A 15,453-nucleotide genomic window follows, 5' to 3' on the forward strand; every position below is an offset into this window, starting at 1 on the left:
TAGGTAAGGCTCACCTACTATCGATCTCGTGCCCGTCGTGACTGCGAAGAAGAAGTGCTGCAAGGACTCACTGCGCTGCAAGAAATGCCCGGTGACCCTCGAGCGACTCCGCAAAGCCGGGCACGCGCAGCGGATGTCCAAGCGCGGGTATGACGTGGACGCCGACGTTCCGGGCAAGATCCGCAAAGCCGCCCGCCGTCGTTGAGCCGCCCGCCGGTAGCTTGGTGCCCGTGAACCTGCGAGTGACCACCTGCCATGACCGTGACACCTGGGACCGCGCCGTTCTGTCCGGCGGGGGACACCCGCTGCAACTGTGGGGCTGGGGAGAGGTCAAGTCGCGCTACGCGTGGACCGCTGACCGGCTCCTGGTGCAGGACGCGCACGGCGAGCAGGTGGGCGCCGCACAGGTGCTCTACCGCAGGTTGCCACCGCCCTTTCGGTCCCTGGCCTACGTGCCGCGCGGACCGGTCGCCGAGGAAGCCGCCCGGGCGGACGTCCTGGCGGCGATCGCGGACCACGTCAAGCAGACCCGCAAGCCGGTCGCGCTGAGCATCGAGCCGGACTGGGCCGACCCGCAGTCGCCACTGCCCAAGGGCGTCACCGACGAGGAGATCGCCGCGATCGAGCAGTCGGCACCGTCGGGATGGCTCGCCGCGGTCGCGCGGGTGGGCTTCCGCCGTAGCGCCAACACCGGCCTCATCCCGCGCACCCTCGTCGTCGACGTGACGCCCGACGAGGACGACATTCTCAAGGCATTCAACTCCAGCACTCGGCAGAACGTCCGCAAGTCGTTCCGTGCCGACGGCGTGCGGTTCGGCGAGGTGACCAGCGAGGCCGACCTCGAGCAGGTGCTCGCGATCAACAAGGAGACCGGCAGGCGCGCCGGCTTTGCGGTCCACGACGACAGTTACCACCACGCCATCCGCGACCTGATGGGCGAGCGCTCACAATTGATCGCCTCATGGGAGGGCGACGAGGTCGCCGCGTTCGTCTGGCTCGTCGTCTCCGACACCACCGCGTTCGAACTGTATGGCGGAGTCTCTCCACGTGGAATGAAGCTGCGTCTCAACTACGGCCTGAAGTTCCATGCGATGAAACACGTGAAGGCACAAGGTGTTTCACGCTACGACTTCAACGGTTTGCTCAACGACGGCATCTCCGATTTCAAGCGGCAGTTCAGCAAGCACGAGGACCTGCTGATCGGCACGTGGGACAAGCAGCTGTCGCCGCTCTATCCGGCGTTCGCGACCGCGCTGCCGAAGGTGCGCCACGCGCTCAAGCGCGGGTTACCCGCTGCGAAGGCGACGCTGCGCGACCCGAAGAACGCGCTCGCCGGCCTCCGAGCGGGCCAGTCGAGCGACAGCTGATCAACCGTCGGCCGGCTACTTGGTCCGGGCGGCGCGGTCGGCCAGCCACGCCACACCGACGATGCCGGCGGCGTTACGCAGTTGTGCGGCGACGATCGGTGCCCGCAGGTGCAGCAACGGCAGGAACTTGTCGGCCTTCTTGGAGATGCCGCCGCCGACCACGATGAGATCCGGCCACAGCAGATCCTCGATGTGGCTGTAGTAGCGCTGCAGCCGCTCGGCCCACTTCTCCCAGGACAGGTCCTCCAGGACGTGTGCGCTCTCGGCGGCCTTGGTCTCGGCGTCGTGTCCGTCGATCTCCAGGTGACCGAGCTCGGAGTTGGGCAGCAGCTCGCCGTCGATGAGCAGTGCGGAGCCGATGCCGGTGCCGAGCGTCGACACCAGGACCGTGCCGTCGGTGTTGCGTGCCGCGCCGAAGTGCAACTCGCCGACGCCGGCAGCGTCGGCATCGTTGACGACCGTCACCGGACGGCCGAGTCGCTTGCTCAGCAGCTCTTCGACATTGGTGCCGATCCATGAACTGTCAATGTTCGCAGCGGTTCTCACGACGCCATGGGTCACGACGCAGGGCAGCGTGATGCCGATGGGTTGGCCGTCGGTCTCGTCGGCGAACTTGTCCGCGATCTGCTCGATGACATCGGCGACGGCGTCGGGAGTCGACTCCTTGGGGGTGTCGATGCGCTCCCGGTCCTTGGCGAAGGCCCCCTTGTCGAGATCGACGGGCGCGCCCTTGATGCCGGTGCCCCCGACGTCGATGCCAAGTGGGTAGCTCTTGCTCATGATCGTGCAGACTCCTTCGCGAATGCTGTGATTACCAAGACCTTAAGGCAGCGTCAGGATCTCGGGACCGCTGTCCGTGATCAGGATCGTGTGCTCGAACTGCGCGGATCGCCGCAGGTCCTTCGTCGCGACCGTCCACTCGTCGTCCCACATCGTCCACTCCGCGGTGCCCAGGTTGAGCATCGGTTCGACGGTGAACGTCATACCCGGCTCGATCACGTCGTTGTATGCCGGTGCCGCGTCGTAGTGCGGGATGACCAGCCCGGAGTGGAAGACGGGCCCGACTCCGTGGCCGGTGTAGTCACGCACCACGCCGTACCCGAATCGCTTGGCGTACTTCTCGATCACCCGGCCGATCACATTGACCGCACGTCCGGGCATCGCGGCCTTGATCCCGCGCAGCATCGCCTGCTCGGTGCGTTCCACCAGTAGGCGCGACTCCTCGTCAACGTCGCCGACCAGGAACGTCGCGCAGTTGTCGCCGTGGGCACCGTCCTTGTATGCCGTGATGTCGACCTTGACGATGTCGCCGTCCTGCAGCGGCCGGTCGTCGGGTATGCCGTGACAGACGATCTCGTTGACGCTCGTGCACAACGACTTGGGGAAGCCGCGGTAGCCGAGGGTGGACGGGTAGGCACCGTGATCGAGCATGAATTCGTGCCCCACCCGGTCGATCTCGTCGGTCGTGACACCTGGTCGGACGGCGGCGCCCGTCGCCTGCAGCGCCTGCGCGGCGATGCGGGCTGCGGCCCGGATGCGCTCGATGAGCTCCTGGTCGTGCACCTCGGATCCGGTGAACGGTGCCGGGGCCGGTTTCCCGACATACTCCGGGCGCGCGATGGTCGCCGGGACCGGCCTGCTCGGACCCACCTTGCCGGGTTGCACCTGGGCGCTGCTGATCGACATGCGTGCAGTCTAAGGACGAGACCGATCGCGAGGAGCCGTCACTCCGTGCACAGGTGGCGCTGCAGGAACTCGACCTCGGTCCGCACGGCGACGTCGTGCTCGTCGAGGAACGGTGCGTAGTGCCCGCCTCGCAGCCGGACGAGCTCGCCGGATGGCGCGTCCGCCGCGGCGCGCAGACCGGGTCCCGGTAGGACCGAGCGGTCGTCGTCGCACACCACGAAGAGCGCAGGGCACGTGATGCGTGCGGCCTCGCGGCCCGGGCGGAAAGCCATCACACCGAAGGTCGACCGCGCCGCGACGGCCTGCAGCCAGTCCGGGTGCGAGCCTCCCGGATTGAGTGCGGTGTCGGCGAGCACACCGTCCGGTGTGGTCAGCACCGCCACCTCGCCGGGAGCCCCGCCCAGCGGGATGAGGCGGGCCGGCCGTCCGACAAGGCCGGCGATCACGTCGACCAAACCACGGCCGGTCATTCGCAACATCGCGACGGGTCGCTGGTAACGCGCGGCGTTGCGGGTGGCAGTAGGCCCGTCGACGTTCGGTGACTGTGCAATGACCGCGGCGAGCCCGCGGCGTCGGCCGGCAAGACGGACGACATGGCCGGCCGAAGTCGAGAAGCCCCACGCCGCGATCCTTGCCGGGTCCACCTCCGGCAGGTCCGCGGCGAATCCGATTGCCGCCTCCCAGTCCGCCGCCTGGCCGCGCATGGTCTGGACTTGGCGAGGCATGCCGTCGCTGGCGCCGATCCCACGGTGGTCGAATGCCAACACGCTGAAGCCGGCGGCGTGGAACGCCTGACCGAACCGGTCGGTTGCGGGCTCTTTCGTCACTCCGAGTCCGCCGGTCATCACCACGCAGGCGCCATTTGACCCGGGATAGTGCCAAGCTGCGAGTTTGGTTCCCGCGCATGAGAATTCGACGCTCATGCGGGTGTCGATGGTGGTCATGATCGCCTTTCGGACGTTTCCTCGGCAGGACCCCCGGTGGGCTCCTGGATCTCGACGGCTGCGAGGCGCGCAGAGTCGAGCATCAGGTCGATCTCGACGACTCTGGCGGCGATGACGGTCATTCCCACCACGGCGATGACTCCGTGGGAGGTGCGCGCGATGATGCCTGCGGCTCCGTTGACGAGGCACGGCTCGCACAGTGTGGCGAACCGCGGCCCGGTTGCTGCCGCTTGCCGCGCGACGTCGGCGGCACCGGTGAGTATCGGTGGCGCGAGCTGCTTTCCCGGTCCGCTGTCGACTCGGAACACCACGTCCGGGTCGAGTACGGCGAGCAGTGACTCGAAGTCGCCGGCGCGTGCTGCCGCGAGAAAGGCAGCGACCACCTGGCGTTGTTTGGTCAAGTCTGGATCGGGCGCGGTTGCGGCGCCCCGGATGCGACGGCGGGCCCGGCTGGCGAGTTGTCGTGCGGCAGGGGACGACCGTCCGACGATCGGAGCGATCTCGTCATAGGGCAGGGCGAACATGTCGTGCAGCACGAACGCCACTCGCTCATCCGGTTCGAGGCTCTCCAGGACCACGAGCATCGCCATACCGACGGATTCGGCGAGCAACGTCGCTTGCTCCGGACCGAGCCCTTCGTCAATCGTTACCACCGGTTCGGGTAACCAGGTGCCGATCAGGCTCTCGTGCCGCGCTTTTCGGGACCGCAGCATGTCGATACAGACACGCCCCACGATCGTGGTGAGCCAGCCGCCCACATTGTCGATGTCGTTGCTACCTGTGCGGTTGACCCGGATCCACGCGTCCTGCAGGGCGTCATCCGCTTCGGTGACGGATCCGAGCATCCGGTAGGCAACCGCACGCAATTGCGGCCGGTGATGTTCGAATTCGTCAGTCAGCCAGGACAGATCGCGCATCGTCTCGTTCCTCCGGATCGTCATCTCAAGTGTCCAGCTTGTCGGTACCTCGGAGCCCAACGACGCCGATAGAGCCATCGGGCCGGCCGCGGCAGCGTCCGCAGCACCGCTGTGGTCAGCTGATCGGACGCACCGTCGAGCACCCATGGCAAGTAGGCGGCGCCGCCGCGAAGACCGCCGTTCTCGTGCCGGATCCGCGCTACGAACCCATCCCATCCGGCCTGCCCGAGCGTGCGGTCCAGCAGCGGTAGCGCGCTGTTCTCCTCATGGCGCATGTGCCTGGCGAGTCCGTCCGCCAGATCCGCCAATTCGTTTATCAGCACGGCATTCTCGCGGCTGGCGAATGCCGCATCCACCGTGTCGAGCAGCGGGTCGATCTGAGCGTGTTCGCTCTCCATCGCGTCCAGTACGGCGAGGTCGTTGGGGTCCGTGACGGCATCCCGCAGCGGCGGCCAGAGCGCCCGGTCCTCGGCGGTGTGGTGCGTGTGCAACTGCGCAGTGAACAGCTTCCAGGTGCTGGCGGCCGCAGTGCTCAGGCCGTCGCCGCGGCCTACAGCGTCGATGAGGCGCGAGAGATCTCGGTTGAACGCATCGTGTGCGACATACATCATCGTGAAGTCGACGCGCCCCTTGAGCAGCGTGCGCCGGCGCTGCGCCTCGGCGTGTGTCTCGGTGGTCAGTGTCATGTCCTGCTCCTTCGTACTGGGGGGGGAATCAGTGGGCGGAGGTCACGGCACGTCGGGCGGGGTGATTCTCGGGGGTCTCTGCGGCGCCTTGTTCACCACGGTTGTTGGTGGTGCGGACGGCCACGACAGCAGCCGCGAGGAGGAAGACAGCTGCGGCCGCGAGGGCGCGCTGGAAGCCGGCGGTGGCCGCGTAGGACGCGGGAGCGTGGCCGGCGAGCAGATCGTTGGTGCGGGCGGTGGCGACTGCGCTGAAGACGGCGAGCCCGAGAGCGCCGCCGACCTGTTGCGCGGAGTTGACCAGTGCTGCCGCGAGTCCGGCGAGTCGTGGCGGGACGCCGGCGTTGGCTGCGGTCGTCGCACCGACGAAGACGCCGCCGATGCCGAGGGAGACCACCATGAGCCCGGGCAGGAGGTCTGTCAGGTAGCGGCCGTCGACGGGGATGCGGGACAACAGGAACAACCCGGTTGCCGTGATCAGTGCGCCGCCGGTGATGACCGGCCGAGTGCCGATCCGGTTGATGAGTGCGGTGCCGAGGCCGGCCGAGATGCCGACGCCGACGGTCAGTGGCAGGTAGGACGCTCCGGTTTCGATCGCGGAGTAGCCAAGAACGTTCTGCATGTAGAGGGTCAAGAAGAAGAACATGGTGACGAAGCCACCGACGCCGATCAGTTGCGCCAGATTGGCCGCTGCCAGTCCCCGGATGCGGAAGACGTTCAGTGGAATGAGCGGGCGATCCGTTCGCAACTCGACCAGCACGAAAGCGCTCAGCAGCGCTGCCGCACCGGCGAGCTCGGCGACCGTCCAGCTCGTGCCCCAGCCCCGACCCGGAGCCTCGATCAGGCCATGGACGAGCAGCGCCATGCCGCCGGTGACAAGCACGGAGCCCGGTAGGTCGAGGTCGCGCGATGGTGCACGCTGGGTCTCACCGGGGATGAGTGCATAGATGCCGACGAGGAGTATGGCGCTGATCGGCGGATTCACGTAGAGGACCCAGCGCCAGCCAGGGCCTTGCGTCAGCACGCCGCCCAGGAAGACCCCTGCTGCCGAGGCGAGGCCGCCGACCCCACCCCAGACACCGAGTGCCTTGGTCCGGTCCGAGCCCGTGCTGAAGCTGGTTGTCAGCAGCGAGAGCGCGGTCGGCATCATCAGCGCCGCGCCGGCGCCCTGCACGAGCCGGGCGCCGACGAGAACCGCAGCGGATCCTGCGAGGCCGCCCGCGAGCGAGGCCAGTCCGAAGATCACGGTGCCGGTCACCAAGACCCGGCGGCGACCGATGAGGTCACCGGCGCGCCCGCCCAGCAGCATCAGCCCGCCGTACGTCAGCAGATAGGCGCTCAGCACCCACTGCAGGTTCTGGACGCTGAAATCGAGGTCGTCGCGGATGTGGGGAAGGGCGATGTTGACGATGGATGCGTCGACAAAGTCCATGAAGCCGATCGAGGCGAGCAACAGCAGGGTGAGGCGGCCACGACGGGTCGCCAGGAACGATGACTCGGCGGGCGTGGATGTCATGCGGATTAACCTCCCGGAAGTGTGTGTGGTCCGCCGAGTGCCCGTGCCATCGCGACACGACCGGCGGATTCACTGCACTGTCGGATGGGAGCGGACAAATGTGACAAGGGGAGTCGGGCTACGTGTGATTGGATTCGAACTCGAGGATCTGGCGACGCCGACGACGATGAGAAGGAGTCCGTCGGCTGCGCCGACAACGACGACAAGGAGCAGCACCATGGCGTACTGGTACAACGTCGACAACAGCAAGGTCGAGCAGGACGGCGAGACCGACCCCAAGGCCAACCTGTTGGGGCCGTTCGAGACCGAGGACGAAGCCCGCAACGCGCTGGAGCACGCAGCCGAGCAGACCGCCGCCTGGGACAAGTCCGACAAGGAGTGGAACGACGACTGACGACCTCGTCGCAGGGCGCCGCCCGTCGGCCCTGGCGCCCTATCGCGCTCTCCTCGCCACCCCGGAGGCGGGACGCTTCCTCTTCGGGTCGCTGGTCGCCCGTCTCGGTGGCGCGATGTTCGGTGTCGCAGTCGTCGCGATGGTCGCCGGCCGACGGGACTCCTACTCGCTGGCCGGAGGCGTCTCGGCTGCCGGCCTGATCATGCTGGCGATCACCGCGGCCGGGGTCGGTCGGCTGGTGGACCGTTTCGGACAGCGTCGGGTGACGCTGCCCCTCGCGCTGTGGGGCGTCACGTGGGACGCCGTGCTGGTGATCGCGTCCATGTCAGGGGCGCCGGCATGGACGCTGTTCGTCGCCTACCCGATGGCCGCGATCGTGGCTGCACCCGATGCGATGAGCCGCGCCCGCTGGGCCTATCTCTTGCAAGGACAACCTGATCGGTTGCACACCGCTATGTCGCTGGAGCAGGTGCTCGACGAGTTCTCGTTCGTCGTCGGGCCGGCCGTCGCGGTGCTGCTGGCGACCACGGTGACGCCCGAGGCGGGCTTCATCGCCGCGTCCGTCCTGTATGCCGTGGGGTCGCTGCTATTCGTCAGCGCGCGCTCCACCGAGCCGCCGGTGCACCCGGCCGACGAGGGCGGAGTGCAGAGCGTCGTGCGGAACGCCCCGATTCTGGTCGTCGCCCTGATCATGGTCCTGACCGGCGGCATACTCGGCGCCAACGACGTTGTCACGCTGGCGTTCTCGGCCGAGCAAGGGCACAAGAACCTCGCCGGGCTGATCCTCGCGGTGTTCGCGCTGGGATCCGGCGCCGCGGCGATTGTCTACGGCGCCAAGGCCATGAAGGGTTCATTGTCGCGAGCGCTGCTGATCGGCACGATCGCGATGTGTGTCCTGGAGGCGCCGATCCTGTTGGTCGACAACCTCGTTGCGCTCACGGTGGTGCTGCTGATCGCCGGTGGTGCGACAGCTCCCACCTTGATCACCTCGATGAAGCTGGCGCAGACGCTGGTACGTCCCGGGCAGGTCAACGAGTCCATGGGCGTCGTGTTCACCGGGCTGCTCATCGGGGTCGCGGCAGGCTCCGCACTCAGTGGCGCGGTCGTGGAGCACTGGGGTGCGCACGCAGGCTACTTCGTCCCCGTGGGATCAGGGCTTGGCGCAATCCTGTTGGCTGCACTGGCTTTTCGCCTGCTGCGGCGCACGTCCGCCGCGGCGGTTCAGCTCTCGGTCTGAGGCATCAACGGGCCGGTCGTCTTGCGGACGATCAGGTGCGTCTCGAGCTGGAACGGGTGCGAGAACGCATCCGGGTCATCGGCGAGCGTGAGCACTCGCTCCACCGCGACCTTCCCCATCTCCACGAGCGGCTGATAGACCGTCGTCAGCGGGATCGGCGCCCACCGGGCCATCAGTGTGTCGTCGAATCCGACCACGGACAGGTCGCGCGGGACCGTCATACCGCGTTCCATCGCCGCACGTAGTGCGCCGAGGGCGCTGGCGTCGCTCGAGGCGAAGATCGCCGTCGGCGGGTCCGGCAGGGCCAGTAGGTCGTGCGCGGCGCGGAGGCTGGGCTCGACGGCATACACATCACCGAGCACGAGATCCGGGTCGAACGCGATCCCCGCGTCGATCAGAGCGCTGGTGTAGCCGTGCAGACGCTCGCGACCCGGCTGCGATGCCGGCGGCCCGCCCAGGAAGCCGATCCGTCGGTGGCCGAGGCCGAGCAGGTGCTCGGTGGCCTCGCGGCCGCCGGCCCAGTTGGTGGCCGAGATCGTGACCGTCGAGCTGGTCGTCGTGCCGATCGGGTCGATCACGACGAGGGCGATCCCGGCCTCCGCACACCACTGCAGTTCGCGGTCGGTCAGGGGAGTCGTGACCGTCACCAGCGCGCCGATGCCGCGGGCGGCCACCTCGTCGAACCATCGTTTGGTGAGGCCGCGGGCCGGGTCGTCGTCCAGGATGCGTTCGACGATCAGCGACTGCCCGAGGCGTACGGCGGCCTCCGTCGCGCCGCTGAGCACCGACAGTGAGTAAGGGCTGATCAGGTCGTCGAAGAGGATCAGCACGGAGTTCGCTCGCTGTCGCGCGCGGCGCCGCGCGCTGTACCCGAGGTTCGCAGCCGACCGCAGCACGCGTTCCTGGGTCTTTGGGCTCACGTCGGGCCGGCCGTTGAGCACCTTGGAGGCGGTCGACATGGATACGCCGGCGTCATCGGCGACCGCTCGCAGCGTCGTCATGTCTCGCCTCGATCGATGCTCATGTCGCTCCTTCTTTTTGCCTGGAACTGCTTGACCGGTGGCCGGGCCGGAATTACATTAACCCAAATCGAAACATTTCCGAAAGTTTCGCACTGTCACTGAGGAGCCTCCATGTCCGTGTCTCGTCGTCAGCTTCTGATGGGTGCGGTGGCGTCCGCGCCGCTGTTCGCCCTGACCGCCTGCGGAAGCGGCGGGGGAAGGGATGGCGCGGGTGGCGGCGGCGGAGGATTGTCCGCGTGGGCGCTGACGGGCGGCCCCGAGAAGGTCTTCCGATCCACCTTCGCGAGGTGGAACAAGGACAACCCGGACCACAAGTTCAAGGTGCAGTACTTCGCGAACGACGCCTACAAGCAGAAGATCCGCACCTCCGTCGGGTCGGGCAACGGCCCCACGCTCATCTACTCCTGGGCCGGCGGCACGCTGAAGGACTACGTCGCCAGCAAGGACGTCGTCGACATCACCGACAAGATCCCGACCCTCACCAAGCGCGCCCTCCCCGCGGTGCTCGACGTCGGCAAGGTCGACGGCAAGGTCTATGCCGTCCCGATCAACAACTCCCAGCCGGTGCTCTTCTACTACAACAAGAAGCTCTTCAAGCAGGCCGGCGTCGAGGTGCCGAAGACCTTCGGCGACCTGCTCGCGGCGGTCAAGACGTTCAAGTCCAAGGGGATCCTGCCGATCGCGCTGGCCGGGCAGAGCCAGTGGCCGGAGCTGATGTGGATCGAGTACCTCGTGGACCGGATGGGTGGTCCGGAGCCGTTCAAGAAGGCATTCGAGCAGAAGAAGGGCGCCTGGTCCGATCCGGCCTTCAAGAAGGCGTTCGGCAAGCTGAAGGAGCTCATCGACGCCGGCGCGTTCGGCGACAAGTTCGGCTCGGTCGTCGCCGACAACAATGCCGACGCGGCGCTGGTCTACACCGACAAGGCAGCGATGCTGCTGCAGGGCAGCTGGGTCTACACCACCTTCACCAACGACGCCGCGAAGTGGTTCAAGGCCGGCAACCTCGGCTGGTTCGACTTCCCCTCGATCGAGGGTGGCACCGGTGACAAGAGCAACGTCTACGGCAACCCGTCCAACTACTTCTCGGTCTCCTCCAAGGCGTCCAAGGAGGACCAGGACCGGGCGGCGAAGTTCCTCGACAAGTACAACCTCAGCGACAGCGCCTGCCAGGAGCTCATCGACATGGGCCTGGTGCCCGCTGTCCAGAACATCGAGGGCAAGCTGGCGGCCAGCAAGGACAAAGACTTCCTGCAGTACACCTACGACCAGACCAAGAACGCCAAGAGCTTCCAGTTGTCCTGGGACCAGGCACTGTCCGACAAGCAGGCGCAGACCATTCTGACGAAGCTGTCGGCGTTCTTCCTGGGCAAGGCCTCCGCGGATGACTTCATCTCGGCGATGAACGGCACGATCAAATGAGTTCGGACGGGACTGCTGCAGCTGCGGCGGACCGTCCGACCTCGTCAGGCGCCGAGGTGCTGCTGCGCAAGAAGGAACCGCTGCCGGATGCTGATCCGAGCGGACCGGGATCACCGCGGAGATCGATCAGTGCCTCGTCCCCCAAGGCGAGTCGTAAGGGACCGAGCCTGTGGATGCTGGCGCCGGCGGTCGCGTTCTTCGCGGCCTTCGGGCTGGTGCCCCTGCTCGGCACCGTGGTCCTGTCCTTCTGCGATTGGAACGGACTGGGCAGCCCGACCTTCTCGGGTCTGGACAACTGGACGTCGGTCCTGAAGGACGGCAGCACCTATCACGCGCTGTGGCTGACGGTCCTGATGTGTGTGGGGACGTTCGTCGTGCAGTTCCCGATCAGTTTGCTGCTCGGTGTCTTCATGGCCGGCCAGCAGCGTTATCGGGCAGTGATGTCAGTGCTCTACTTCCTGCCGCTGCTGTTCTCGGCCGCAGCCATCGGTATTGCGTTCAAGAACCTGCTGGACCCCAATTTCGGTGTCTCGAACGCGCTGCATCTCGGTCTGCTGCAACAGGATTGGCTGGGTTCGCCGACACTGGCGTTCTGGGTGATCATCGCGGTGGTGTCGTGGTGTTTCATCCCGTTCCACTCGCTGCTCTATCAGGCCGGTGCGCGACAGATCCCGAAGTCGCTCTACGAGGCTGCGCAACTGGACGGCGCGGGCCGGGTCCGGTGCTTCTTCAGCATCACCCTGCCGCAGTTGAAATACACCATGGTCACCAGCACGACGCTGATGATCGTCGGCGCCCTGACGGCGTTCGATCTGATCTACGTGATGACCAATGGTGGCCCGGGTGATGCGACGCGCATCCTGCCCGTCGACATGTACCTCGATGGATTCAAGAGCAACCAGATGGGTGTGGCGAGTGTGGTCGCCGTGATCCTGATCGGTCTTGCACTGTCGTTCGCGCTGCTGCTGAACAAGCTGAGCGGTTCGGATCGCATGGAGAGCCAGATGGAGGGAATGTGATGGCCCAGGCGAGCGTCGCGCGTCCGCGGATGCGGAAACGACAGCGGCCCAATGTGGTGGGCGGCCTGCTCGGCTTCTTCTGGCTGGTCCTGATCATCGGCCCGATCTACTACGTGGTGATCACCAGCCTGAAGGACCAGGCGGACTACTACTCCTCGAATGCTCTTGGCATCCCGACCAATCCGACTCTGCGTGCTTACCGGATCGTGCTGCAGAACGACTTCCTGCACTACTTCATCAACAGCCTGATCGTCGCTGTGGTGACGGTGGCGGTGGTCGTCGCGATCTCGCTGATGGCCAGCTACGTCATCGTGCGCAGGTCGTCCAGGATCGTGCACCTGTCGCAGCGGGTGTTCCTGCTCGGCATCGCGATCCCGATCCAGGCGACGATCGTGCCGGTCTACTACTTGATCGTGCAGTTGCACCTCTACGACACGTTGCCCGCGCTCATCCTGCCGGGCATCGCGTTCGCGATCCCGATCACCGTGCTGATCCTGGTCAACTACCTGCGCGACATACCCAACGAGTTGTACGACTCGATGCACGCGGACGGCGCGAGCGACTGGCGGACGTTCATCAGCCTGGTGCTGCCCCTGTCCAAACCGGCCATCACGACGGTGGCGATCTATGACGCGCTGAACTGCTGGAACGGCTTCCTCTTCCCACTGATCCTGACCCAGAGCGAGGACAAGCGGACCCTGCCGCTGTCGCTGTGGAGCTACCAGGGCGAATTCAATTCGGACATCCCGGCCGTGCTGGCCGCCATCGTGCTGTCGTGCCTGCCGATCCTGGCGGCATACATCATCGGGCGCCGTCAGCTGGTCGCGGGCCTGACCGCCGGCTTCGGAAAGTGAGCAATGACAACTGAACAGCAGGTGCCGGTACCCGCCGCACCCTGGACCGATCCGGCACGTGACATCGACGAAAGAGTGGAGGCACTGCTGGGGCAGCTCACCGTTCGTGAGAAGGCCGCCCAACTCGGGTCCTACTGGCCACGGCCACAGGAGGAATCCGGCGACGGCGATGTCGCACCGATGCAGTCGGCCTTCGAGGACGGCAGGCAGGAACTGGCACGGACGGCTGCGGAGGGCCTGGGTCACCTGACCCGCGTCTTCGGCTCGGCGCCCGTCTCCCCGGCGACCGGCGTCCAGCAACTGCGCACGTTGCAGCAGTATGTCGTCGACCACCAGCGGCTGGGCATCCCGGCGATCGCTCACGAGGAATGCCTCACCGGCTTCACCGCACTCGGGGCGACCTGTTACCCGGCGGCGATCGCGTGGGGTGCGTCCTTCGAGCCCGACCTGGTCGAGACGATGGCACGACGGATCGGCAGCGACATGAAGGCCGTCGGCGTGCACCAGGGTCTGTCGCCGGTGCTCGACGTCGTGCGTGACTATCGGTGGGGCCGGGTCGAGGAGACGATGGGTGAGGACCCCTTCCTCACCGGCAGCCTCGGCGTCGGCTACGTGCGCGGCCTGCAGAGTGGCGGCGTCATCGCGACGCTGAAGCACTTCGCCGGGTATGCCGCCTCCCGCGCCGGTCGCAACCACGCGCCGGTCTCGATCGGTCCGCGGGAGTTGGAGGATGTGATCCTCGTGCCGTTCGAGATGGCGGTGCGCCTCGGTGGCGTCGAGTCGGTGATGAACTCGTATGCCGATCTGGACGGCGAGCCGCCCGCGGCGTCATACCGGATGTTGACCGGGATCCTGCGGGATCGTTGGGGATTCGATGGCACGGTGGTCTCCGACTACTGGGCGGTGAGCTTCCTGGAGTCGATGCATCACGTCGCGGCCACCCGCGAGGAAGCCGGCGTGCTGTCGTTGTCCGCCGGCATGGATGTCGAGCTGCCCGAGACGAGTGCGTTCTTCGGACTCGCGGATGCGGTGGCGGACGGCACCCTCTCCGAGAAGGTGCTGGACACCGCGGTACGACGCGTGCTTCGGCACAAGGTCTCGCTCGGGCTGCTGGACCCCGACTGGGCGATCGCGCCCCGCGGCGCAGCCGACGTACAGCTGGACAGCGACGGCAACCGCAGGTTGGCGCGCACCATGGCCGAACGCTCGATCGTGTTGGTGCGCAATGAGAACGACACGTTGCCGCTTGTCGACCGGCCGCGACGGATCGGCGTCATCGGGCCGTCAGCCGTGCAAGCACGCACCTACCTCGGTTGCTACACCTTCCCCAACCACGTCCTGTCCCGCTACGAGGAGCACGGCGCCGGCATCGAGTTGGTGACGCTGCTGGACGCTCTGCGTGCCGAGCTGCCGGCGGCAACCGTCCGGCACGCACACGGTGTCGACTTCACCGATCCGGACGTGTCCGGTGTGCCGGAAGCGCTCGAGGTGGTGCGTGACAGCGATCTGGTCGTGCTGACCATCGGGGACCTGGCGGGTCTCTTCGGTCGAGGAACGTCGGGGGAGGGGTGCGATGTGGTCGATCTGGCGCTGCCGGGTGCACAGTCCCACCTCGTCGATGCGGTGCTGACGGAAGCGGCCGATCGCAATGTCCCGGTGGTCCTGGTCCTGATCACCGGGCGCCCTTATGCAGTAGGGGAGTTCGTCGACCGGACAGCGGCGATCGTGCAGGCCTTCATGCCGGGAGAGGAGGGCGGATCGGCGATCGCCGGGGTCCTCTCCGGTCGGGTGAATCCGAGCGGCAAGCTCCCGGTGAGCCTGCCTGCGTTGCGCGGCGGCCAGCCGGGCACCTACCTCGGTCCACCGTTGGCGATCGACAACGACGGTGTCTCCAATCTCGACCCACAGCCGGCCTACGCATTCGGCCACGGGTTGAGCTACACCTCCTTCGCGGTCGAGGACCTGGAGATCTCGACCGATTCGATCGCCGCGGACGGGACGGTCCGCGTGAGCGCGACCGTGCGCAACACCGGTGACCGCTCCGGGGCCGAGGTGGTCCAGCTCTACCTGTCCGACCCGGTCGCGCAGATCGTCCGGCCGACGCGCTGGCTCAGTGGCTTCGCGAAGGTCGACCTCAAGCCGTCCGCCGCCGCACGAGTAACGTTCGAACTGCACGCCGACCGCACATCCTTCACCGGCCTCACGGGGACTCGCATCGTCGAGCCGGGGGAGTTCGGTGTTGCCGTCGGCACCGCGAGCGACACGCTGCCGCTGACAGGGCGGTTCCGCATCGACGGAGCAGTCCGCGAAGTCGGCGAGGGACGTGTCCTCGAGACGCCGACAACCGTTGTCGCGCAAGCGCGCTGACGTCATACACACTTGATCGATCACTACC

At 66.8% G+C, this 15,453-nt stretch carries 15 protein-coding genes; 8 read left to right on the forward strand and 7 right to left on the reverse strand.

The features are described 5' to 3' along the window. Positions 1-28: 28 nt before the first annotated feature. Together IEX71_RS17980 and IEX71_RS17985 are read left to right on the forward strand one after the other, a co-directional pair. Entirely contained in the window at positions 29-205 is a 177-nt protein-coding gene (locus IEX71_RS17980; RefSeq protein ID WP_188838530.1) for a hypothetical protein, read from the forward strand. A 25-nt stretch (positions 206-230) separates the two neighbouring features. After that, positions 231-1,367: a lipid II:glycine glycyltransferase FemX gene (locus tag IEX71_RS17985; RefSeq protein WP_229749839.1), complete on the forward strand. Its 1,137-nt coding sequence runs from the start codon at positions 231-233 to the stop codon at positions 1,365-1,367. 15 nt (positions 1,368-1,382) lie between these two features. On the opposite strand, the gene ppgK is transcribed toward IEX71_RS17985, so the two are convergent. Genes ppgK through IEX71_RS18015 form a run of 6 tightly spaced genes read right to left on the reverse strand, consistent with a single transcriptional unit; the run spans position 1,383 to position 7,113 of the window. Next, positions 1,383-2,147 (reverse strand): polyphosphate--glucose phosphotransferase, encoded by a 765-nt coding sequence (gene ppgK / locus IEX71_RS17990; protein WP_188838402.1) that lies wholly within the window; start codon positions 2,145-2,147, stop codon positions 1,383-1,385. A gap of 42 nt (positions 2,148-2,189) precedes the next feature. Next, complete coding sequence (gene map, locus IEX71_RS17995; protein ID WP_188838403.1) at positions 2,190-3,053, reverse strand: type I methionyl aminopeptidase; 864 nt, start codon at positions 3,051-3,053, stop codon at positions 2,190-2,192. 38 nt (positions 3,054-3,091) lie between these two features. Continuing rightward, complete coding sequence (locus tag IEX71_RS18000; RefSeq protein WP_188838404.1) at positions 3,092-3,997, reverse strand: alpha/beta hydrolase; 906 nt, start codon at positions 3,995-3,997, stop codon at positions 3,092-3,094. Next, a complete protein-coding gene (sigJ, locus tag IEX71_RS18005; protein WP_229749841.1) occupies positions 3,994-4,938 on the reverse strand; it encodes an RNA polymerase sigma factor SigJ in 945 nt (314 codons plus the stop codon). Before sigJ ends, IEX71_RS18000 begins: the two co-directional genes overlap by 4 nt. Beyond that, the gene (locus IEX71_RS18010) at positions 4,935-5,600 is read right to left on the reverse strand and encodes a hemerythrin domain-containing protein (RefSeq protein WP_188838405.1); all 666 of its coding nucleotides are present in this window, start codon (positions 5,598-5,600) and stop codon (positions 4,935-4,937) included. The genes sigJ and IEX71_RS18010 overlap by 4 nt, the downstream gene beginning before the upstream one ends. Positions 5,601-5,628: 28 nt before the next feature. Next, the gene (locus tag IEX71_RS18015) at positions 5,629-7,113 is read right to left on the reverse strand and encodes an MFS transporter (RefSeq protein WP_188838406.1); all 1,485 of its coding nucleotides are present in this window, start codon (positions 7,111-7,113) and stop codon (positions 5,629-5,631) included. Between the two features lie 217 nt (positions 7,114-7,330). Here IEX71_RS18015 and IEX71_RS18020 point away from each other — a divergent pair, with 217 nt between their 5' ends. Further along, positions 7,331-7,507, forward strand: coding sequence for a methionine aminopeptidase (locus tag IEX71_RS18020; RefSeq protein WP_188838407.1), 177 nt, complete (start codon positions 7,331-7,333; stop codon positions 7,505-7,507). Positions 7,508-7,538: 31 nt separating this feature from the next. Next, a complete protein-coding gene (locus tag IEX71_RS18025; RefSeq protein WP_373284661.1) occupies positions 7,539-8,744 on the forward strand; it encodes an MFS transporter in 1,206 nt (401 codons plus the stop codon). Here IEX71_RS18025 and IEX71_RS18030 read toward each other — a convergent pair. Then, positions 8,729-9,745, reverse strand: a complete 1,017-nt coding sequence (locus IEX71_RS18030; protein WP_188838409.1) for a LacI family DNA-binding transcriptional regulator — start codon at positions 9,743-9,745, stop codon at positions 8,729-8,731. The genes IEX71_RS18025 and IEX71_RS18030 overlap by 16 nt on opposite strands. Before the next feature lie 132 nt (positions 9,746-9,877). Between IEX71_RS18030 and IEX71_RS18035 the strand changes: the two genes are divergently transcribed. From IEX71_RS18035 to IEX71_RS18050, 4 genes are read left to right on the forward strand one after another with little or no spacing between them, the layout of a single operon-like run. Beyond that, on the forward strand, positions 9,878-11,185 hold the full coding sequence (locus IEX71_RS18035; protein WP_188838410.1) for an extracellular solute-binding protein: 1,308 nt from the start codon (positions 9,878-9,880) through the stop codon (positions 11,183-11,185). Further along, on the forward strand, positions 11,182-12,204 hold the full coding sequence (locus tag IEX71_RS18040; RefSeq protein WP_188838411.1) for a carbohydrate ABC transporter permease: 1,023 nt from the start codon (positions 11,182-11,184) through the stop codon (positions 12,202-12,204). The genes IEX71_RS18035 and IEX71_RS18040 overlap by 4 nt, the downstream gene beginning before the upstream one ends. Further along, positions 12,204-13,058, forward strand: coding sequence for a carbohydrate ABC transporter permease (locus tag IEX71_RS18045; RefSeq protein ID WP_229749842.1), 855 nt, complete (start codon positions 12,204-12,206; stop codon positions 13,056-13,058). The genes IEX71_RS18040 and IEX71_RS18045 overlap by 1 nt, the downstream gene beginning before the upstream one ends. 3 nt (positions 13,059-13,061) lie before the next feature. Continuing rightward, positions 13,062-15,425, forward strand: a complete 2,364-nt coding sequence (locus IEX71_RS18050) for a beta-glucosidase (protein WP_188838412.1) — start codon at positions 13,062-13,064, stop codon at positions 15,423-15,425. The last annotated feature ends 28 nt before the right edge of the window (positions 15,426-15,453 follow it).

Source organism: Flexivirga endophytica, from assembly GCF_014640635.1.
Taxonomy (GTDB): domain Bacteria; phylum Actinomycetota; class Actinomycetes; order Actinomycetales; family Dermatophilaceae; genus Flexivirga; species Flexivirga endophytica.